This window comes from Pseudoalteromonas sp. SG44-8, assembly GCF_014164125.1.
Lineage (GTDB): Bacteria > Pseudomonadota > Gammaproteobacteria > Enterobacterales > Alteromonadaceae > Pseudoalteromonas > Pseudoalteromonas rhizosphaerae.
In genome coordinates this window covers 98,426-119,431 of record NZ_JACJEQ010000009.1, presented here as the reverse complement: position 1 = coordinate 119,431, position 21,006 = coordinate 98,426, and the positions used below count along the sequence as shown (strand labels likewise).

Annotated in this window: 14 protein-coding genes; 6 read left to right on the top strand and 8 right to left on the bottom strand. The window is 41.7% G+C overall.

Annotation, left to right across the window (positions count from 1 at the left end):
• The 3 genes from H5163_RS09780 to H5163_RS09770 all read left to right on the top strand — a co-directional run bounded on the left by H5163_RS09780 (position 1) and on the right by H5163_RS09770 (position 5,749).
• Positions 1-1,851, top strand: coding sequence for a diguanylate cyclase (locus H5163_RS09780; RefSeq protein WP_145240064.1), 1,851 nt, complete (start codon positions 1-3; stop codon positions 1,849-1,851).
• A 9-nt stretch (positions 1,852-1,860) separates the two neighbouring features.
• On the top strand, positions 1,861-2,868 hold the full coding sequence (gene hemB / locus H5163_RS09775; RefSeq protein WP_145240066.1) for a porphobilinogen synthase: 1,008 nt from the start codon (positions 1,861-1,863) through the stop codon (positions 2,866-2,868).
• A 142-nt stretch (positions 2,869-3,010) separates the two neighbouring features.
• The gene (locus H5163_RS09770; RefSeq protein ID WP_182735024.1) at positions 3,011-5,749 is read left to right on the top strand and encodes an ExeM/NucH family extracellular endonuclease; all 2,739 of its coding nucleotides are present in this window, start codon (positions 3,011-3,013) and stop codon (positions 5,747-5,749) included.
• 79 nt (positions 5,750-5,828) lie between these two features.
• On the opposite strand, the gene H5163_RS09765 is transcribed toward H5163_RS09770, so the two are convergent.
• From H5163_RS09765 to agaR, 7 genes are all read right to left on the bottom strand, one after another.
• Complete coding sequence (locus H5163_RS09765) at positions 5,829-6,257, bottom strand: hypothetical protein (RefSeq protein WP_145240070.1); 429 nt, start codon at positions 6,255-6,257, stop codon at positions 5,829-5,831.
• A gap of 388 nt (positions 6,258-6,645) precedes the next feature.
• Positions 6,646-8,730: an elongation factor G gene (gene fusA, locus H5163_RS09760; RefSeq protein WP_145240072.1), complete on the bottom strand. Its 2,085-nt coding sequence runs from the start codon at positions 8,728-8,730 to the stop codon at positions 6,646-6,648.
• Between the two features lie 165 nt (positions 8,731-8,895).
• Positions 8,896-10,059 (bottom strand): N-acetylglucosamine-6-phosphate deacetylase, encoded by a 1,164-nt coding sequence (nagA, locus tag H5163_RS09755; RefSeq protein ID WP_145240074.1) that lies wholly within the window; start codon positions 10,057-10,059, stop codon positions 8,896-8,898.
• Complete coding sequence (locus tag H5163_RS09750; RefSeq protein ID WP_145240076.1) at positions 10,056-10,985, bottom strand: ROK family protein; 930 nt, start codon at positions 10,983-10,985, stop codon at positions 10,056-10,058. Before H5163_RS09750 ends, nagA begins: the two co-directional genes overlap by 4 nt.
• The gene (locus H5163_RS09745; protein WP_145240078.1) at positions 10,978-12,114 is read right to left on the bottom strand and encodes an SIS domain-containing protein; all 1,137 of its coding nucleotides are present in this window, start codon (positions 12,112-12,114) and stop codon (positions 10,978-10,980) included. The genes H5163_RS09750 and H5163_RS09745 overlap by 8 nt, the downstream gene beginning before the upstream one ends.
• 17 nt (positions 12,115-12,131) lie before the next feature.
• Complete coding sequence (locus H5163_RS09740; RefSeq protein WP_182735023.1) at positions 12,132-13,415, bottom strand: D-tagatose-bisphosphate aldolase, class II, non-catalytic subunit; 1,284 nt, start codon at positions 13,413-13,415, stop codon at positions 12,132-12,134.
• A gap of 42 nt (positions 13,416-13,457) precedes the next feature.
• On the bottom strand, positions 13,458-14,228 hold the full coding sequence (gene agaR, locus H5163_RS09735) for a transcriptional repressor AgaR (protein ID WP_145240083.1): 771 nt from the start codon (positions 14,226-14,228) through the stop codon (positions 13,458-13,460).
• A gap of 263 nt (positions 14,229-14,491) precedes the next feature.
• On the opposite strand from agaR, the gene H5163_RS09730 reads away from it, so the two are divergent.
• The 3 genes from H5163_RS09730 (at position 14,492) to H5163_RS09720 (ending at position 20,197) form a co-directional block, all read left to right on the top strand.
• Positions 14,492-15,865 carry a Gfo/Idh/MocA family protein gene (locus tag H5163_RS09730; RefSeq protein ID WP_182730721.1) on the top strand — a complete coding sequence of 458 codons (1,374 nt, stop codon included), beginning with the start codon at positions 14,492-14,494 and terminating at the stop codon, positions 15,863-15,865.
• Between the two features lie 96 nt (positions 15,866-15,961).
• Positions 15,962-18,799 (top strand): TonB-dependent receptor, encoded by a 2,838-nt coding sequence (locus H5163_RS09725; RefSeq protein WP_145240087.1) that lies wholly within the window; start codon positions 15,962-15,964, stop codon positions 18,797-18,799.
• A 105-nt stretch (positions 18,800-18,904) separates the two neighbouring features.
• Entirely contained in the window at positions 18,905-20,197 is a 1,293-nt protein-coding gene (locus H5163_RS09720) for a DUF3472 domain-containing protein (protein ID WP_182735022.1), read from the top strand.
• On the opposite strand, the gene H5163_RS09715 is transcribed toward H5163_RS09720, so the two are convergent.
• On the bottom strand, positions 20,194-20,916 hold the full coding sequence (locus tag H5163_RS09715; protein WP_145240091.1) for a response regulator: 723 nt from the start codon (positions 20,914-20,916) through the stop codon (positions 20,194-20,196). The genes H5163_RS09720 and H5163_RS09715 overlap by 4 nt on opposite strands.
• Positions 20,917-21,006: the final 90 nt, after the last annotated feature.

Genomic DNA, 21,006 nt, shown 5'->3' with positions numbered 1-21,006 from the left:
ATGAAGCGTGTTTGGTTGCTGCTTTATAGCTTTGTACTTATTTCATTCTCAGCCAATGCAACGCAGATCACCTTAGATAAGCATTTTGAACATATATTAAATATTCCTTTTGAATATTCTCAACAACCTTTAACAATAGAGCAAGCTAAGCTAGCCCCTACTCAGCAATGGCAACAACTTCCTGAGCAATCGCTCAATTTAGGACTAACCAATCAAGCCGTATGGCTGCGCCTACAACTGGTCAACGCTGAGGATTCAGATCTACAAATTTTACTGTCCATTGATAATCCGTTATTAGATAAAGTGGCTGTATACCATTACTTTAAGCAAAACAGATTATTGTTTAAAGAAATTGGTGATGCATTACCACTCAATAACCGACAAATTAAAACAGAATCATTATTAGTAAAGCTAACACTCCCACCGAAAAGTAACTCAACATTACTACTTCATATTAAAAGTCTAGATGGTGTCAGAGTGCCGTTAAGTCTTTGGCAATATGATGAATATTTAAAATATAAAAGTAAGTTTAATTTAATGTATGGCTTGCTAGTCGGGTTTATTTTATCTTTAGCGATCACTTGCTTGGTTATGTTTGGTTTTTCACGAAAGCGCTACTTTGCACTCTGTGGCACTATTTTAATGACTTTATGGTTATTACTGATTTACTTATATGGCTTTGGCTATCGCTATTTTCACCCGTCTTTGCCTAGTCTGCAGCAGCTTGCAGTTCCAAGCATGTTGATATTAACCACTTGCTTATTCAAACTATTATTTGAACAATTACGACTGTCCACGAAAATGTGGCTGCAACCCTTACATAGATTGAGTAACTGGTTACTTTTTATCAGCCTATTTTTTATTTGGTTATTACCAACAAATATCATGCTTTATTACAGTCTACTCTTGCCCGCGCTAGTGATGTTATTACACATAGCGGCGTTAGGGATCGATATTAAGCAACAGCGAACACAGCCACTATGTGCGCTGCTATGTGGAGCGTTGATGTTTTTTTCCGCACAGCTTTACATGATTATTGTTGTGTTTAATTTCTATGATTTTAATGCGCGTGGTTTACCGTTTGTATTTTTTAGCTTTTTAATCTGCTCACTCAGTTTAAGCTTTGCTACCATCAAACACTTTTTAATCGAACGCGATGCCCAAGTTACTGCACAGCAGAGTAAAATAGCCCAAAGTGAAGCACAAGATGCCATCTTACAAGAACGTTTAGAGCTGCAAGAACAAGCTAGGTTAGATTTAGAAGCAAATATAGAAGAGCGAACGTTTGAACTTCAGGTCACTCTGCGTGAGCTTGAAGAAAAGAATCGCGCACTTGAACAAATCAATATGGAAGATCCATTAACACAAATAAAAAATCGCCGCTATTTCGATAAAAAGCTAGTAATGGACTTGCGTCGCTCTCGTCGGGAGCAAACATCTTTAAGCGTGATAATGCTCGACATAGACCACTTTAAGAGCATTAACGACACCTATGGGCACTTAATTGGCGACCAAACTATTCGTGCTGTGGCTGACATTATAAAAAGCCATTTAAAACGCCCACTTGACGAAGTAGCCCGTTATGGTGGCGAAGAGTTTGTTATCTTACTCCCAAATACCGCCCTCGGTGGTGCTGTAGAAATAGCGGAGCAAATCCGCCAAGCAATCATGGATGCGACAATTACAGTAGCAAACAATGAGATAAAGTTTACTATTAGTGCTGGTGTATATAGCGCCATCGCTGAAGACATTCACAATCCGGGATTATTCACCGACTGCGCCGACAAAGCACTTTATCATGCCAAGCAAAGTGGGCGTAATCGTGTAGTTAGTTTTCCAATTTTAGACTAGGAGCAAATAATGGCCCAATCAGGTCTCGACCTTTTCCCTTATACTCGCATGCGCAGAATGCGCCGCAATGATTTCTCTCGCCGCTTGATGGCTGAAAATCAACTCAGTGTGAATGACTTAATTTACCCAGTATTTGTGCTTGAAGGTAACAATCGCCGAGAAGCCATTGCATCGATGCCAGGCATAGAGCGCTTATCGATTGACTTACTGCTGATTGAAGCAAAAGAGTTGGTTGAATTAGGTATTCCTGCAATCGCTATTTTTCCGGTCACCCCTGCGGACAAAAAATCATTGCTTGCTGAAGAAGCTTACAATGATGATGCACTGGCACAACGCACTGTACGCGCACTCAAAGAAGCCTATCCAGAATTAGGGGTAATCACCGATGTAGCACTTGATCCCTTTACAGTGCATGGGCAAGACGGAATTATCGACGATGATGGCTATGTAATTAACGACATCACGACAGAAATATTAGTTAAACAAGCGATATCTCATGCACAAGCGGGTGCAGATATTGTTGCCCCTTCAGATATGATGGATGGCCGCATTGGCGCGATCCGTGAAGCGCTAGAGGCCGAAGGCCATATTCATACACGCATTATGGCTTATTCAGCTAAATATGCCTCAAGTTACTATGGACCATTTCGTGATGCAGTCGGTTCGGCTGGTAACTTAAAAGGTGCGGACAAAAAAACCTACCAAATGGACCCAGCTAATTCCGATGAAGCCATTCGTGAAGTAGCGCTGGATTTACAAGAAGGTGCTGACATGGTGATGGTGAAACCCGGTATGCCTTATTTAGATATCGTACGCCGAGTTAAAGATGAATTTGGTGTGCCGACGTTTGCTTATCAAGTGAGTGGCGAGTACGCGATGCATAAAGCGGCGATTGATAATGGCTGGCTTGCTGAAGAAGCCACAATTATGGAGTCCTTGCTTGCTTTCAAACGTGCTGGCGCTGACGGTATTCTTACCTATTTTGCAAAGCAGGCTGCACAACTGCTAAAAAGGTAAGCCTTATACATTTTTAATTTAGAAAAGGGCGATTCTGCGCCCTTTTTATTTCCATATTATTAACATTTTGTATTTTCTTTGTCATAAATTTTCCTTAAACTGTTTGTCCCACTCGGGACACAATACACGGGAAAAAATAATAATGTTCAAAACAAAAATAACGCCATTGGCGCTTGTAATTGCAAGCCTCAGTGCACCAGCTTCTGCTAATTTAATAATTTCAGAATATGTTGAAGGTGGTAGTAACAATAAAGCAATTGAGCTTTTTAATACCTCTGGCGAAACACTATCGCTTGATGGCTATAACATCTCACTTTTCGCCAATGGCAATGGCGACCTGACAGCTCCAAATAATACACTTGCTCTATCCGGTAGCTTAGCCGCCAATGGCACCTATGTAATCGTAAATGCAGGCTCTGTAGACGAGCTTAAAGCTAAAGCTGATATTGAAGCAACCGTTACTTATTTCAATGGTGATGATGCATTGGTACTTACGAAAGACGGCACTATTGTTGATAGCTTTGGTCAGTTAGGCGTTGACCCTGGTAGCGAATGGTCAGCCGGAGGTGTTAGCACCAAGGACAAAAGCTTACGTCGCAAGCTAAGTATTACTGCAGGTCGCAGCGATGCTACTGCGTCATTTGATCCAAGTGAACAATGGCTACAATTTGATAAAGATGACTTTTCAGGGCTCGGTTTTCATGGTGAGAGTACTGAGCCAACCCCAGATCCAGAACCAGTTATTCCATTAGAATGCGGCGCAGCTAAAATACTTATCAGCGCAGTACAAGGTGAAGGTGGTGATAGCCCTCTATTAAACACAGAAATTGAGCTGGAAGGCGTAGTAACTGCTGATTTTCAAGGTAGTGAGCAATTAAGTGGCTTCTTTATTACATCACTTGATGCAGATATTGATACAAACCCACTTACTTCTGAAGGTATCTTTGTTTATTTTGCTAATACCGATGTCAATGTTGGTGATCACGTGCGAGTTAAAGGCAGTGTCGCAGAATACTTTAATGCCACCCAAATTGGTGATGTTAGTCAAGTGGAAGTATGTGCTACAGGCTTAACGCCAACAGCAACAAGTATCACTCTCCCTGTTAATAATGTAACCGATTTAGAAGCTTATGAAGGCATGCTGGTTTCACTAGAACAACCGCTGGTTGTTAGCAACAACTATGGTTTAGGCCGTTATGGTGAAGTAGGTCTTGCCACAGAACGCTTATATCAAGGTACACAAATAGCCCTTCCTGGTGATGCTGCTAACGCTGTTGAAGCCGAAAACATAAAAAAACAAATCTTACTTGATGATGGTTCAACGAAGCAAAACCTTGACCCAGTTTCTTACCCTGGTACTGGCTTAGACGCTTATAACACATTACGTTTAGGTGATTCTGTAAACGCAATCACTGGTGTAATGGGTTACAGCTTTGATCGCTATCGTATTCACCCAACAGTACAACCAACTTTTGTTGCAACTAACCCACGTACAAATGCGCCAGAACTGCACGCTGATGCAGATATTCGAATTGCAAGTTTTAATGTCCTTAACTACTTTAATGGTGATGGTCAAGGTGCTGGTTTCCCAACCAGTCGTGGCGCTGATAGTGAAGTTGAATTTATTCGCCAACAAGCGAAAATTGTCAGTGCACTTGTTGCTATAGAAGCTGATGTTATCGGCTTAATGGAAATCGAAAACGATGGTTTCGGTGCAAATAGCGCTATTGCTAGTCTAGTTAATGCGTTAAACGATGAAGATAGCAATAATGAATACGCCTTTGTTAATTTTAACGTAGATAAAATTGGTACTGATGAAATTACCACCGCACTTATCTACCGTGCAAATAAAGTCGCACAAGTTGGCACCGCAGCTATCACAACCCAATATCCATTTGACTATAGTAACCGTACACCTATCGCACAAAGCTTCAAATCACTTGAATCAGAAGAAGTATTTACTGTTGCTGTAGCACATTTAAAATCCAAAGGTAGCTGTGGCAGTGCCGATGGCAACAATGCCGATTTAGGTGATGGGCAAGCATGTTGGAATGAGATCCGCGTTGCTGGTGCTAATGGCTTTGCAGACTGGCTTGATAGCAAGCCAACAGGCATAGACGATGAGGACATCATATTAGTAGGTGATATGAATGCCTATGCGATGGAAGATCCAATACGTGCATTTGCAGACAAAGGATTTAAAAATGTCGTTGCAGAATTAGATGGTAACACTCTTGGCTATTCATATAGTTTTTCTGGACGTATGGGCAGCCTAGATCATGCAGTTGCCAGCCCAAGCTTACTCGCGAAGGTTGTTGCAGCGACAGATTGGCATATCAATGCTGATGAGCCGATCAGTCTGGATTATAACGTAGAGTTTAAATCTGATTCTCAAGTTGCTAGCTTGTATTCAGAGAGTGCTTATCGTGCCTCTGATCATGATCCTGTAATTATTGATATTCAATCTGCCCCTGCTGTAGAGCCAATTCCTGAGCCACAAGCTCCAGTTCTAGAGCCTGAGCAGAGTTTTAGCATCAGTGAAAATAGTCCAATTGGCACTGTCATTGGTCAATTGAGTTTTAGTGATGCCGATGCACAGTACACACCCGTTATTGGCTTCATTGTATCTGGCCACGATGCAGTAACTATAAATGAGCAAGGGCAACTAATCGTTGCTGGTGATTTAGACTATGAGTTTGAAAGAAAAATCACATTAATGGTACAAGCAAAAGACAGTGCTGGTAATTTATCAAATGCGCAGCTTGTTTACATTAATATCGCTAATGATGAGACTGATGACGAAGACGATGACTCAGGTTCATTATTTTGGTTAACGTTACTGGCGTTACCACTAACATTCCTACGCCGTAAAAAAGCGTAGCATAAACTAAACTCTGCTTGTAATAAGTTTATTCAGCAGAGTTCAGATTAGTAAAAAGGCCGCTAAACTGCGGCCTTTTTTATGCATTACATTGGGTATGCTGTGAATTATTACAGCTATTCTTCTTACTATACCAATACATAATTGACTGCTGAGCTTGATCATCAAACTGCCAATTATAAAAGTGGATTACTTTGCTATCTTCTAAAGAAACCGATAATACAGTCAGTAATTTTAATGAGTTAAATTGAATATCAATAATTTCATCTGCATTAATATATTTTTTACCTAACCCCTGAGAGTAATAAATGCCCGCTTTATAACAATGCAAAAAGCGTAAATTGATGATGCTCAAAATTGAGATAATAAATATAACAGGAACAATAATTAGGGCTAAAAAAGTCTGATTTACAGCAAAGATGATTGTTAGCAAAAAAGCAACAGCACAAAGGGTTAGTATCATAACTAACTGCAACAGCCAGTTTGGGCTCAATTTAATTGAATTCATATAAACGTCCTAAAAAGTACACATATATGTCTCTTTATTCGAGAGACTTCCATTTCTCTAATATGCGTATATGGGTGGCATAAGCGGGTATTCTACCTGTATTAGTAACTAAGATTCAAGTAATTGCACTACTTTTTACCTAGTTATAAATAACTAGTTTAATTAGTAAGACAGCCAGCTTTTAAACTACAACTTATGAGTGGAATAACGTTTAAGCTGCAGTAATAAATAGTTGATTATTTGACTCTTTGCTTCAATAGCGACTAAGAGTGCTAACGACTCATTGCTAGCATAACAACAAAAAAGTATTCGATTGTTGGAGGGATAATATTTCTGGCAATAAAAAACCCGCAACAAGTGCGGGTTTTTTTAAGAGTTTAAAGGCTAATTACTTAGCAGCTTTTTTCTCTTTTTCTGCAGCGATTACAGTTTCAGCTACGTTTTGTGGACATGGTGCATAGTGTGAGAACTCCATAGAGAACTGACCACGACCTGATGTCATTGTACGTAATGAACCGATGTAACCGAACATTTCTGATAACGGAACGTCAGCTTTAATACGAACGCCTGTTAAACCAGCTTCTTGGTCTTTCATCATACCACGACGACGGTTAAGGTCACCGATTACATCACCAACGTGATCTTCTGGAGTGAACACGTCAACTTTCATGATTGGCTCAAGAAGTTGTGCGCCCGCTTTAGGGATCGATTGACGGAAAGCGCCTTTAGCAGCGATTTCGAATGCGATTGCAGATGAATCCACGGCATGGAAGCCACCGTCGAAAAGTTCAACTTCAACGTCAAGCACTGGGAAGCCAGCTAGCACACCTTCGCTCATCATTGACTTGAAGCCTTTCTCAACTGCAGGCCAGAATTCTTTAGGTACGTTACCACCAACAACTGATGATTTAAACGTGAAGCCTGAAGCAACTTCGCCTGGCTTGATGCGGTAGTCGATTTTACCGAACTGACCAGAACCACCTGATTGTTTCTTATGCGTGTAGCTATCTTCGATTTCACGAGTGATAGTTTCACGGTAAGCAACCTGTGGTTGACCAACGATAAGATCTACGCCGTAAGTACGCTTAAGGATATCAACTTTGATATCTAAGTGAAGCTCACCCATACCTTTAAGGATAGTTTCGCCTGAATCTTCATCAGTCTCAACTTGGAAAGATGGATCTTCTGCAACCATTTTACCGATAGCAACACCCATTTTCTCATTACCGCCTTTATCTTTAGGCTGTACAGCAATCGAGATTACTGGAGTTGGGAATACCATTGGCTCAAGTGTTACTGGGTGCTTAGGATCACAAAGAGTGTGACCAGTTTGCACGTTTTTCATACCTACGATTGCAATGATGTCACCAGCTTGTGCGCTAGTTAATTCGTTACGGTCGTCTGCTTGCATCTCAACCATACGGCCAACACGCTCAGTTTTACCAGTAAACGCGTTAAGGATAGTGTCACCCTTATTAAGTTTACCTGAGTAAATACGTACGAAAGTTAATGCACCAAAACGGTCATCCATGATCTTAAACGCTAACGCTTTGAATGGTTCGTCAGTAGATACGATTGCGAATTGACCATTTTCGTTACCTTCTTCATCCATAAGAGGTTGAGGATCAACTTCTGTAGGAGATGGTAAGTAGTCAACAACAGCGTCAAGTACTAATTGCATACCTTTGTTCTTGAAAGCAGAACCACAGTATGTAGGGAAGAAAGCAAGGTCACGAGTACCTTTACGGATACAACGCTTGATATCTTCTAAAGAAGGCGCTTCACCTTCCATATACGCTTCAAGAAGTTCGTCGTCTTGCTCTAGAGCAGTTTCAACAAGCATTTCATAGTATTCTTCAGTTTTGTCTACCATGTCAGCTGGAACGTCTTCGATCGTGTAGTTCTCTGGAAGACCAGTTTCGTCCCAGATGTATGCTTTTTTAGTTAAAACATCAACAACACCACAGAACTCATCTTCGATACCGATTGGTAACGTCATGATTAGTGGGTTTGCGCCAAGTACTTTACGTACTTGCTCTGTTACACGGTAAAAATCAGCACCCATACGGTCTAATTTATTTACGAAAATAACACGTGCAACTTCTGATTCGTTAGCATAACGCCAGTTAGTTTCTGATTGTGGCTCAACACCACCAGAACCACAGAATACACCGATGCCGCCATCAAGTACTTTTAATGAACGGTATACTTCAACTGTGAAGTCAACGTGTCCAGGAGTATCGATAACGTTAAAACGGTGATCTTTCCAGAAACAGCTTACAGCCGCAGACTGGATAGTAATACCGCGCTCAGCTTCTTGTTCCATGAAGTCAGTTGTTGATTCACCATCATGAACCTCACCAGTTTTATGGATTTGACCAGTAAGCTTTAGGATACGCTCAGTAGTCGTGGTTTTACCCGCATCAACGTGCGCGAAAATACCAATGTTTCTGTACTTCGATAAATCTGCCATTATTTTACTCTTAATAAAGTCGAAAAATTATTCGGCGGGAGTATAGCATTACTTATAGCGAACATCACCATACATGTCGCTTAAAATGCAATCAATTTTATAATATTTTACTTTCTATGGGTTTTGAAGCGCATAGCCACACTAAAGCCGAGCGCTTTAGCCATTTTATGCACTTTTAAAAAAGCACCGCTGACCCTTCACATAGGTCGCCTGAATACTAAAATCGCTGTTTAAAATAGCAAAATTCGCATGCTTACCTTCCGCTAAAGAACCAACTTGGCTGGCAATATTAAGAAATTGCGCGGGCACAATGCTGGCCATATTTATCGCCTCACGTAGCTCAACACTGCCTAATTGATGCATATTTTTAACTGCTTGCTCAAGCGTTAAAGTGCTGCCAGCTAACGAGCCGGAGGCAGTTCTCGCCACACCTTGTTGCACAACAACATCCATTTTACCCAATTTATACTCACCATCATTTAGTCCACCGGCATTGATACAATCACTGATCAAAGCGATTTTTTGTGGACCTTTTAGCTTATAGATCAGCTTTAAAATTGTAGGATGAAGATGTACACCATCTGCAATCACTTCAACAAGTGCGTCATCATTCATCAATACCGCGCCGGCACAACCTGGATCACGATGATGAATGCCACGCATCCCATTAAAAACATGCACCCCACCGCATGCGCCATGCTCAAGCGCGCTTTGAGTTTGTTCATAATTGGCATCACAGTGACCAAGCATTACCCTAATTCCTTGCGCTGTCAGGTATTCAATTAATACATTTGCGCCTGGCTTTTCTGGCGCCAACGCAACCACTTTTAAGCTACCCGTGGCTGCATTAATCATCGCTTCTAGATGCGACTGCGATAGCTCTAAAAAGTAATCTTGATTGTGCGCGCCTTTATGAACTTCACTGAAAAACAGGCCCTCACTATAGCCACCTAGCACCTGTGCACCGCTAGGTTGCTGCGTGTATGCCTGACCAATTACACTCATAGCATTAAGTGTTTGTTGCCAATCGGTGGTCACTGTCGTTGCTAAAAAGCCTGTTACTCCATGCTCTGCAAGTGAGCATGAAATCGTTTCAATACTACTCATTTTACAATCAATCACATCACAACCTTCGCGACCATGAATGTGTAAATCAATTAAGCCTGGAATAATTGCAGCATTACCATAATCATCAATAGGCACACCGGCTGTAGGGTTTTGCGTAAAATGACTAATAATGCCATTTTCAACTAACATGAAGTGATTTTTAAGTACTCGTTCTTGACAATAAATTACATCAGCTTTGACGTAAAACACGGATCCAATCATGCCAGCGCTCCCACTTGTTCTTTGGCCAAAATAGCGGCACCGCGAGCGCCACTGGCATCGCCAAATTCAGCAAGCACTATTTTTGGCACCCGAATATCAGCAAATACATACGGTACGATTGCCTCTTCAAGCTTGCTCATTAGTTCATCAACTAAAGACATACCGCCACCAACTACAATCACCTCAGGGTCATAGGCCATAATAATTGCCGCAAAAGTACTGCCAATTAAATCCAAATAACAGGCAAAGCTTTGTTGGCAAAATACGTCGCCTTTTCTCAACCCTTCAACAATTTCAAAAGTAGTTAATACTTCGCCAGAAAAGTGCTGGTAAATTCTCGCCAAGCCAGGGCCTGCAATATAACTTTCAATGCACCCTGTTAAACCACAGCCACATTTTAAAATAGGTAACTGGTACTTCTGCTGTAACACTGCAGAAAGTGCGTAATGACCGTATTCACCTGCAATTCCCTGGGCGCTTTTATACAATTGACCATCAATACACAGCCCACCACCCGCACCAGTACCAAGAATTGCACCGAACACCCGGGTATGTTGCAAACCAACGCTGCTGCGCGCTTCTGAGAGTGCAAAACAGCGGCAATCGTTTTCGATCGCAACCGGGCGATTTATTAACTGAGCTAAATCTTGCGCGGCATTTTTACCGGTCGCATGAGGCACGTTAGCCGACAGTACTTGTTGGTTCGCATTAACAATGCCAGGCATACCAATACCGACCGCACCGTGACATTGATATTTATGATCGGCACTTAAAATCATACCTACTAACGCATTTAGAAAGTCTTGATAACTATTTTGCGGAGTCGCAATGCGCCATGATTCAAGTTGCTTTAATGAAGCGTCAAATACAGCAAGTTCAATTTTACTACCGCCAATATCAATGCCATAAATATACTGCTTAGTCATTAATATCACCTTGTTTTAGCGGGTAAATCGTCACCCCTTGCACCACTCTGTTTACTTCACCAGTTGGGCATGGGTTATCTACTGTAATGCCTAGTTGCCACGCTTTATAGAACGACATTATTTGCGCGCAGACCATATAATATAAGCCATTAAATACATCGTCTAATTGCTGCATCACCGCGTCATCTGGCAGCGTCAAGGCGTGAACATCAATAGCTTTATTATCGCGACGTAACTCATTCAACAAATCAATATCGTACTGCTTGGTATAGGTATTAGTTGAGCCAAATAAAACAATTAAAGTTTTATCATCAACCAATGATTTTGGGCCGTGACGAAAACCAAGCGGGGATTCAAAATACCCCATAACTTGACCCGCACTTAATTCTAATAATTTTAATGCTGATTCTTGCGCATAGCCTTTTAAGGATCCTGCGCCTAAATACACTAAGCGATGCATAGGCAGTTCAGCCAATGTTTTTAGTTCAGCTAATTTACCAGCAATATTTTTTTCAACCGCTTCTGCAATAGTTAAAACAGCGTTATCTGCATCACTAAATATTGCCACACTTGCCACCAACATTGAGGTAAAACTACTGGTCATAGCGAAGCTGTGATCAAGTGTTTGCGTAGGCATCAATAACGAGAAATAGTTTTCATCTTGCGCTACTTGTTTATGCAGTGCTCCATCAGGGTTACAAGTAATAAATAGATGCGCGCAGTGTTTTACATAGTTATTCACTACATCAACAGCGGCAACACTTTCAGGACTATTGCCCGAGCGTGCAAATGACACTAATAAAGTTGACTTATTTGGCTGTAAATACTGCTCTGGGCAGGCAACAAGCTCTGTGCTACTAACACTTCGACAAGCAATATCCAATTGTTGATTCAAATAACCAACAACCGCCTCACCAACATAAGCTGAGGTACCGGCACCGGTAAAAATTATTTGCGCATTTGGCTTATCTAATACGCCCGCAAGCCAACTATCTAGCTGCGCTCGCGCAGCTTTTACAATACTGAGCGTTGCTCGCCAACAATCGGGCTGCTGCATAATTTCTTTTGCAGTCCATAAACTATTTTTAGCTTCTAAAAGGGTTTCATCAATTGCTAAATAACTAGACATTACTACCTCACTTACGTCTATTGTTGTTTAAAACACGCATCTGCGTAGCGACTGGTTACTTGCATTATGTGATGAAGTACCAAAGATTTAGGGCTGTTTTGCAGGGTGTTATTTCGCACTGCAAGATACTGCAATGGCATATATTGGCTTAGTAACGGCAGTGGTATCGGTTGTTTTTGTAAATTACAAAATAGCTTATCAACGGCAGCTTGATTGCCTTGTTGTCCCCAGTAATAACGGATTCGATCACTAAAACTAAAGCGACGATAAAGCTGCTGCACTGATTTATCAACTTGATAAAAACGCTGCCAATTTTTCGGAAACTGCTGCATATCGGCATCAATAACAGTGCGTATATGTGAACATTGCTCGGTGTCTATTAGCGCATCTTCAATATGGCTTAATGCAAATAATGCCTCACGCAAAGCAAAGGTAAGCTCTGGGCCCACTTTTAAAATCGCAAAATGATCATTTACTAATTGTTGATACGCGATGGGCGTTTGATAATCAGTTGAATGTGCTTCAAAGGCAATGCCATCTACGGCCTTTATATATTGCTTTAGCCGTTGCGCTTTAGCACTATCATAATCAAATACTTGCGTGTTATCGAATTCCACACCTGGCTGTACAACCAAGCCAACTACTCGCTGCCATGCCGATGATAACCCCTGCTGTAAAAATGCATCGTGATGCAATGCCAATGTACTAGCAACATGGTCAGTTTCTGTGACTGCAAGCGTATCTATTTGCTCATCGGCACCACCGGGCGGCGGCACCTCAGTACCAATAACATAGACTAAGTCACTGCGGCCAAAGGTATCTAATGCTGTTTTTTCAGCCACTGCACACAACTGCGCCGCACGTGTTGCAACTGTTTCATCTGCTAAAATTAATTCATCATCGGCGCAGCGCATACTGGTGTCTAAGTGAATTTTTTTGAATCCTGCACCAACATAACTGGCGATCAACTGCTCAGCTTTTTGCATCGCCGATTCAGCGCTTTCATCACACCAACACACAGGGCCTAAATGGTCACCGCCAAGGATCAGCTTATCAATTGCAAACTCTTGCTTTGTCGCAAGCTGCTCAATAAATGCCATAAAATCAGCAGGTAACATACCCGTATAACCACCAAACTGATTGACCTGATTAGCGGTTGCTTCGATTAATAAATAACTATTATCTTGTTTGGCTTGCAATATGGCAGCTTCTAGCACCAATGGATGAGCGGAACAAACGGCATAAATACCCTGTTTTTCGCCGCGTTTATTCGCTGCGATTAATTGCTGTAATATCGTCATTGCAAGCCTCTTCGTTAGATAATCTTTGTTTAGTTATGAAAGTTAAAGATCGAGAATATGTAACCGCACACCTGCATCTTCGAGCGCGGTTTTTATCTCTGCTGGAATTCCACTGTCTGTAACCAGTACGTTTATTTCACTGGCGGCAATAATCTTATGCACGCCTTTACGATTAAATTTACTAGAATCTGTTACTACTATGATCTCTCGCGATACTTCACACATCACCCGATTTAGCAGAGCTTCAAGCTCAAAGTGCGTTGTAATACCAATATCTTTTTCAAAGCCATCAACACCCAAAATTAACTTATCAAAGTGATATTGTTGTAAGTGCTGTTCAGCTTGGCGGCCATAAAATGACAGTGATTTTTTACGTAGCGTGCCACCAGTCATTAACACTTCAACCGATGGCGCATTAAGTAGTGAGTGCGCCACATTTAAGCCATTGGTCATCACAACTACGCCGTGGTGGCTGGTTAGATTTTTAGCGACCTCTTCAGTTGTTGTCCCTGAGTCTAAAATAATCGATTCACCATCCTTAATTAGACTCGCTGCAAATTTACCTAAGCGCTCTTTAATACCGCGATTTGCATCGTGTTTTTCTTTTAATGATAATTCTTGAGTTAAGCGATTACTGGCAACTGCACCACCACGGGACCGTACCAACAATCCTTTTTCATCCAACTCATTTAAGTCGTTACGGATAGTTACCGTTGAAACACCAAACAACTGAGCTAACTCAGGAACCTGCACCCGCTCTTGTTTGTAGACCAATTGCACAATCTCATGACGCCTTTCGATAGTGTTAAGCATGCCCGCTCTCTTTCATTGTTAACTTTCATTCATTGTACGCAGCTTTCGTTTACTTTCAATTCAATTTTTTTACATTTATCTTTAAACATTAAAAAGTGAAATTAAACCATTGTAAATAAAGACTTTAAAATAAAAAATAAAAAACAACACCACCAAAACGAAAGTAAATGAAAGATTTTTATCTTGCATTGACATTTCATTGTGTGTACAAATAAAAGCCTGCGAAAACAAATTTACAAATAATAAACAATAAGGGCAATGTTATGGGCGATCTCAACCGTAGACGATTTTTACAATCAATGGCCGCAATTGCAGCAACCAGCGCGGCTTTGGGTTGTACCTCTACCACCAATTCCAAATCAATATTAAGAACCGCACAACAAGGACGTTCAACCCTTGGCTTAACAGTGCCAAAAATGGACGTAGTAAGGGTTGGCTTTATTGGCGTGGGTGAACGTGGTGTTGGTGCTGTTAAGCATTTTTGTCATCTCGATGGCGTTGAAATTAAAGCAATTTGCGATACCCATCAGGCCGTTGTAGACAGGGCCGTGAAGATTGTCGTTGATAAAGGTTTTAAAAAACCAGATACCTATGGCAAAAACGATCACGATTACCGTCGCATGCTAGAACGCCAAGATATTGATATTGTTATTATTTCAACACCATGGCAGTGGCATACGCCGATGGCTGTCGATACCATGGAAAGCGGCAAGCATGCTTTTGTTGAAGTACCAGCAGCAGTGACTGTAGAAGAGGCATGGCAACTAGTAAACACCTCTGAGCGAACTCAAAAAAACTGCATGATGTTGGAAAATGTTTGCTACGGACGCGACGAATTAATGGTTCTTAATATGGTTCGCCAAGGCGTTTTTGGTGAATTGTTGCATGGTGAAGCAGCATATATCCATGAGCTACGCTGGCAAATGAAAGAAATTGACCATAAAACAGGTTCTTGGCGTACACCATGGCATGCAGCGGTTAATGGTAATTTATACCCAACTCATGGCTTAGGCCCTGTTTCACAATACATGAATATCAATCGTGGCGATCGTTTTGACTATATAAGCTCGATGAGCTCGCCATCATTAGGCCGTGCAGCCTACGCTAAAAAAGAATTCCCCGCAGATCATAGCCGCAACAAACTTAACTATATTGCGGGTGATATGAATACCAGCATTATTAAAACGGTTAAAGGTCGCAGCATTATGGTGCAACACGATACCACCACCCCACGTCCTTATTCTCGTCATAACTTAATTCAAGGCACTAACGGTGTGTTTGCTGGCTTTCCAAATAGGATCGCACTTGAGCAAGGTGGCAGTAAAAGCTATCACGAGTGGGATTACGACATGGCTGATTGGTATAACAAATACGATCATCCGCTCTGGCAAAAAATGGGCGCTGAGGCTGAACGCAACGGCGGCCATGGTGGCATGGACTTCTTGATGTTTTGGCGGATTATTTTTTGCCTACGCAATGGCGAACCACTTGATCAAGATGTGTATGACGCAGCTGCATGGTCAGCTGTTTTCCCGCTATCTGTTGATTCTGTAGCCGATAGAAGTAACAGCAAAGACTTCCCAGATTTCACCCGTGGTCTTTGGCAGCAAGCAAAACCACTTGGCATTATTTCGTAATTAACCTCACGCGTGTTGGAGAAAAATACACTCAACACGCGTGGCAATAACTCAATAAAAAAACAACCATCAACAAGTAAAATACAGGTAACTATTATGAAAGCACAACTAAAACTGTCCACACTGTTTTTGTCTATGAGCGCCATCTTCAGTGGCACCTCGCTGGCAGCTGATGAAGACAAAAAAAAAGAAAAAGAAGCCGAAGCAGAGCAAGTCGAAGTAATTGAAGTTAGAGGTGTTCGCTCGAGTATTAAAGAATCCCTGTATTTAAAACAACAAGCTGTGGGGGTTATGGATGCTATCGTTGCTGAAGATATCGGTAAGTTTCCCGACCAAAACATTGCCGAGGCATTGCAACGGATGACGGGGATTGCAATTACGCGTAACGGCGGCGAGGGCCAAAATGTTACCGTGCGAGGTTTAGGTGGTGACTACAACGTTACCACCGTTAATGGCCGACGCATGGCATCAGAGCATTCTAGCCGTAACTTTAATTTTGATTTAATCGCCCCCGAAATAGTCCAATCCCTCGAAGTATACAAATCCCCACAAAGTAAAACACAAGAAGGCGGCATTGGCTCAGTTATCAATATCAAAACCCGCAAACCTTTGGATTTAGATGGTTTCACTTTATCAGGCAGTGCCAAAGGCATTTATGAAGAACGTACTGGCGACACCAATCCACAAGCTTCGTTTTTAATTAGTGATACCTTTTTTGATAATACCTTTGGAGCGCTGTTTACAGCGGTATATTCTGAACGTACACAGCGTGAAGACTCTTATGAAGGTGAAGGTTTTTATGATCCAGACGAGAATGTTGATGTACGTATCCCAATCGATAGTAACGGTAACGGCAAGCTTGAAGATAATGAGCAATCATACCCATCGATTATTCCAGGCTACGTACGTTATTCAAATTGGCAGGATACGCGTGAGCGACTGGGTGCAAGCTTAGCGCTGCAATGGCGCCCGTCAGATAGTATAGATGTTAACTTTGACAGCATGTACTCACAATACGAAACCAATGGTGAGCAATATCAAATTTCATTTGTAACCTATGATGAATCTTGGACACCGGGGATCCCCGCTATCGGTGAAGTAAAGTTCAATGAAGATGGTAATGCTAATTATGTAGAACTAGTTGATGGCGCAATGGCTGAGCTGTTAAATGTGTCTGTGCCACGTAATACAGATACTTGGCAATGGGGTTTTAATACGGTTTGGTATGCCACTGAGAGCTTAACGGTTGATTTAGATATTTCACAGTCACAAGCTAAAAATGTCAGCAATGGTAACAATCGTTTTATTGTTGCACGTGGTTTTGTTGATGGTATCACTATCGACCAAACCGGTAGTAATATGCTGCCAGATGTGACCATGACCCCAGCACTGAGTGCAGAACAACCTTTTGGTGCGCATTACAGCTACAATTCAGGCACCGATGTGAAAGACCAAATAGAAGAGGTGCGCTTAGCAGCAACCTATATTCCCTCTTTTGAACTAGTGAAAGATATTCAATTTGGCGTTCATTACGGCAAACAAACCAAAGAACGCAGTGTTTATAAATCAAAAAATGCATCAATGTTCAGTAATGGTGGCGCTTATTTTAAAAACTCAGAATACGACAGTTTTGACGACTCAAGTGTTGAAGAGCTAGGCGGCTTAAACCTATTTCGTTTACCAGCAGATGTACTCGTGCCAGCTAACTTTGATAACTTCTTAGATGGTGAGCCTGGTAAACATCCGGATCCATGGGCAAGCTTTAATTACGACAAACTGTATGCTTTTTATGAATCAATTAATCCACAAGCGGCGCAAGATAAAATTGTCGCAAAGAACAGCCCAAAGGATTCATTCGCCCTTACTGAGCAGACCTTAGCGGCTTTTGTTGAAGCAAATCTACAAGGCGATATTGCTAAACTGCCTTTTGCACTAAACATGGGCGTCCGTGTAATACAAACCGATGTCACATCAGATGGTTACATCTTTGATGTTGATAATGTTCGTTACAATATAACCGAAAAAGATGGCGCATTAAGCTATCGCGTTGAGGGTGAAATTGAAGATTATTACACCCGCTCTACCACTGAAGAAAGCTACACCGACGTACTACCGAGCTTAAACTTTAAATTGCATCTACGTGATGACTTACTCTATCGTTTTAGTGCGGCTAAAGTAATCACACGGCCAAACTTAGATTATCTATCGCCTTATAGCTACTTAGATTTTAATAATGCCGAATACCATGCCTCAAACCCGGGTATTAAGCCACTAAGAGCCAATCAAATAGATACGACGATTGAATGGTATTTCTCTGACTATGGTGCACTAACCTTTGCAGCCTACTATAAAGACATCGAATCAGTGATTGCCCGCGGCCGAGTAGGCACTGCGCAAGTGGGTAATTATTTTAAAGATGGAGTGGCTGTAGAAGGCCCAGTTTTTACAAAAATCTCACCTACATCGGAAAAAGGCGCAACAATTTTAGGCTTTGAAACAGCTTATCAGCAGTCTTTTGACGAAATACTTCCAGCACCATTCGATGGCCTGGGTGTACAAATAAACTATACTTTCACAGACAGCAGCTATGACGACGAAGAGCTAAATGATCTGCCATTTGTGGGGATGTCTGAGCACTCGTATAACGCGGTTATTTATTATGAAAAAGGTGATTATCAAACCCGTATTGCTTATAACTGGCGCGACGACTACTTAGTCTATCCTGATGCATGGGGCGGACCAGAATGGGCGGCAGACTACGGCCAATACGATTTCAGTGCCAGTTACAATATCACTGAGAAAGTGCGAGTTGATTTAAGCGTAACCAACTTAACCAATGAAAGACAGTGGTCATACGTAAAAACAGAAGAACAAATTCGTCGCTTAGCGCGCTATGGTCGCTCGATTAGCCTTGGCTTTTCAGCATCATTTTAAGCTTATACCCAAACCACCTCAAGATGCAGAATTCACATCTTGAGGAGGCTTGGGTATACCCTCTTATATTAGCGCCGTTTGTCGGCGCTTTTTATGGAGCTCACTATGAGAGTTTTACTATTTATTGGTTCATTATTATGGACTTCATTTTCGCCATTTGCAGTGGCAAACCAAACCACGGATTACTTTATTCCCAGTTATGGCAATAGTGCTACTAGCCATAGTATCGCAGCAAATAAAAAACTGATTAGTGATGTGGGGATCACGCACTGGCAAGACTCTGCAATACCAGTTAATCACTACTTTTACCTGCCAACAAAAGCGGCTTTTAATTTAAAGTTGCGCGTAAAAGTTGCAGGCGATCGCAGCCAGCTTAAAGTCGACTTTAATCAACAGAGTCAGTTAATTACGCTCACTAATCAGCAATTTCAAGATATCGATCTTGGCGAGTTTCTGCCAGATCAAATCGGATACCAACAATTGCAACTTACCGGTATCGCTAAAACAGCTGACACCTTTGCTGATATTCAAGGTCTTATTGTCACGCTAGATAAAGAGTCGGCGGCGCCTTTATATGTAAAAGATGATATTTATTGGGGTCGTCGCGGGCCTTCCGTGCATTTAAACTATCCCATACCTGACAAGACTAAAAACTATCAATGGTTCTATTCAGAGCTGAGCGTACCACAAGGGTATGATCATCAAGGCTCGTATTTTATGGCCAATGGTTTTGCTGAGGGTTACTTTGGTATGCAAGTAAACTCTGACACTGAACGCCGAGTATTATTTTCAGTATGGAGTCCTTTTCAGACCGATGATCCAGCTGCTATTCCTGTGGAAATGCGTATTCAGCAATTAGCTAAAGGGCATGATGTGTATACCGGTAAGTTTGGTAATGAAGGTTCTGGCGGGCAAAGCTATTTAGTATTCCCTTGGCAAGCAGAACAAACCTACCGCTTTTTATTGAAAGTAAATCCGACTGAAAACCTTGCTAATCATACCGACTACAGCGCATATTTTTATGATCCTATCGCCGCAAAGTGGCTGTTCATTGCTTCATTTAGACGCCCTAGTACAGATACATATGTGGCAAGGCCACACAGCTTCTTAGAAAACTTCATCCCTGATGCAGGGCAATTCGAGCGCAAAGCGCTATACAGTAATCAGTGGCTCAGAGATACTCAAGGCCAATGGCACTCGCTTGATAAAGCACAATTTACTTATGATGCAACGGCTGCCAAGCAATCGAGAATGGATTATCAAGGAGGCACTGAAAACGCAGGTTTTTACTTACGCAACACTGGCTTTTTTACAGGCCCAACTAAATTACACAGTGAATTTGAACGCCCAGTTGGTCAAGCGCCTGAGGTAGACTTAAGCGCTTTGCCAGATAACTAAGCCATTTTATAACAGCGCTCTGGCCGACCTATGCTGCCGTAGCTTTGGTCGGCACTGACTTGCTCTGCCTCTAGTAAATATTCTAAGTAACGGCGTGCAGTTGAGCGACTTACTCCTACAAGATCGCCCATTTGCTGTGCTGTAAAAGGCGTTTTTTTGTGCTCTTTAAATGCATCAATAATCTTTTTTAAAGTAAGCTGATCAACCCCTTTAGGCAGTCTAACCGGTGCTTTACTTTGTTCGCTTGAGCCAAATAAAGTGTCGACCATAGATTGGGTCACCTCGTTAGCATCAGACAAACACTGCTGGCGTGACTCAAATCGCGCTAACGCCTGATCAAGTCGATTAAGCATCAAAGGTTTAACCAAAAAATCACAGGCCCCTAACTGCATTGCCTTTTCAAGAGTTTCGACTTCTTTGGCGGCAGTCAGTAGCATCACTTCGCTTTTAATTGAGCGCCGACGCAAGTCTGTTAATAACTCAAGGCCATTGCCATCTGGTAGATGGATGTCAAGCAAGATCAAATCGGGCTCTATCGCCTGTAATAGCGCGGTAGCTGTACTTAAGTTTGCTGCAATACCAACTACTTGATACTGATCTTGACGCAAGCTTTGTCGGGCAGTTTGGTTCCCCGCAACCCCATTCGGTAAAAGCAGGTATTGAGCAAGAAGTTGTGCAACTTCGAGCTCATCTTCGATGATAACTACTGAATATGTCATTTTTTATTACTCATTTTAGCGTTGCAATGTTAGCCCATTTACTTTTATTGTTGTTTGCTTGGCCACTGCTTATTAGCCTAAATTACCTTA

What these genes read in the sequence shown, in the direction of transcription:
- H5163_RS09780 (WP_145240064.1), top strand. Translation starts at nt 1, where the DNA reads ATGAAGCGTGTTTGGTTGCTGCTTTATAGCTTTGTACTTATTTCATTC.
- hemB (WP_145240066.1), top strand. Translation starts at nt 1,861, where the DNA reads ATGGCCCAATCAGGTCTCGACCTTTTCCCTTATACTCGCATGCGCAGA.
- H5163_RS09770 (WP_182735024.1), top strand. Translation starts at nt 3,011, where the DNA reads ATGTTCAAAACAAAAATAACGCCATTGGCGCTTGTAATTGCAAGCCTC.
- H5163_RS09765 (WP_145240070.1), bottom strand. Translation starts at nt 6,257, where the DNA reads ATGAATTCAATTAAATTGAGCCCAAACTGGCTGTTGCAGTTAGTTATG.
- fusA (WP_145240072.1), bottom strand. Translation starts at nt 8,730, where the DNA reads ATGGCAGATTTATCGAAGTACAGAAACATTGGTATTTTCGCGCACGTT.
- nagA (WP_145240074.1), bottom strand. Translation starts at nt 10,059, where the DNA reads ATGATTGGATCCGTGTTTTACGTCAAAGCTGATGTAATTTATTGTCAA.
- H5163_RS09750 (WP_145240076.1), bottom strand. Translation starts at nt 10,985, where the DNA reads ATGACTAAGCAGTATATTTATGGCATTGATATTGGCGGTAGTAAAATT.
- H5163_RS09745 (WP_145240078.1), bottom strand. Translation starts at nt 12,114, where the DNA reads ATGTCTAGTTATTTAGCAATTGATGAAACCCTTTTAGAAGCTAAAAAT.
- H5163_RS09740 (WP_182735023.1), bottom strand. Translation starts at nt 13,415, where the DNA reads ATGACGATATTACAGCAATTAATCGCAGCGAATAAACGCGGCGAAAAA.
- agaR (WP_145240083.1), bottom strand. Translation starts at nt 14,228, where the DNA reads ATGCTTAACACTATCGAAAGGCGTCATGAGATTGTGCAATTGGTCTAC.
- H5163_RS09730 (WP_182730721.1), top strand. Translation starts at nt 14,492, where the DNA reads ATGGGCGATCTCAACCGTAGACGATTTTTACAATCAATGGCCGCAATT.
- H5163_RS09725 (WP_145240087.1), top strand. Translation starts at nt 15,962, where the DNA reads ATGAAAGCACAACTAAAACTGTCCACACTGTTTTTGTCTATGAGCGCC.
- H5163_RS09720 (WP_182735022.1), top strand. Translation starts at nt 18,905, where the DNA reads ATGAGAGTTTTACTATTTATTGGTTCATTATTATGGACTTCATTTTCG.
- H5163_RS09715 (WP_145240091.1), bottom strand. Translation starts at nt 20,916, where the DNA reads ATGACATATTCAGTAGTTATCATCGAAGATGAGCTCGAAGTTGCACAA.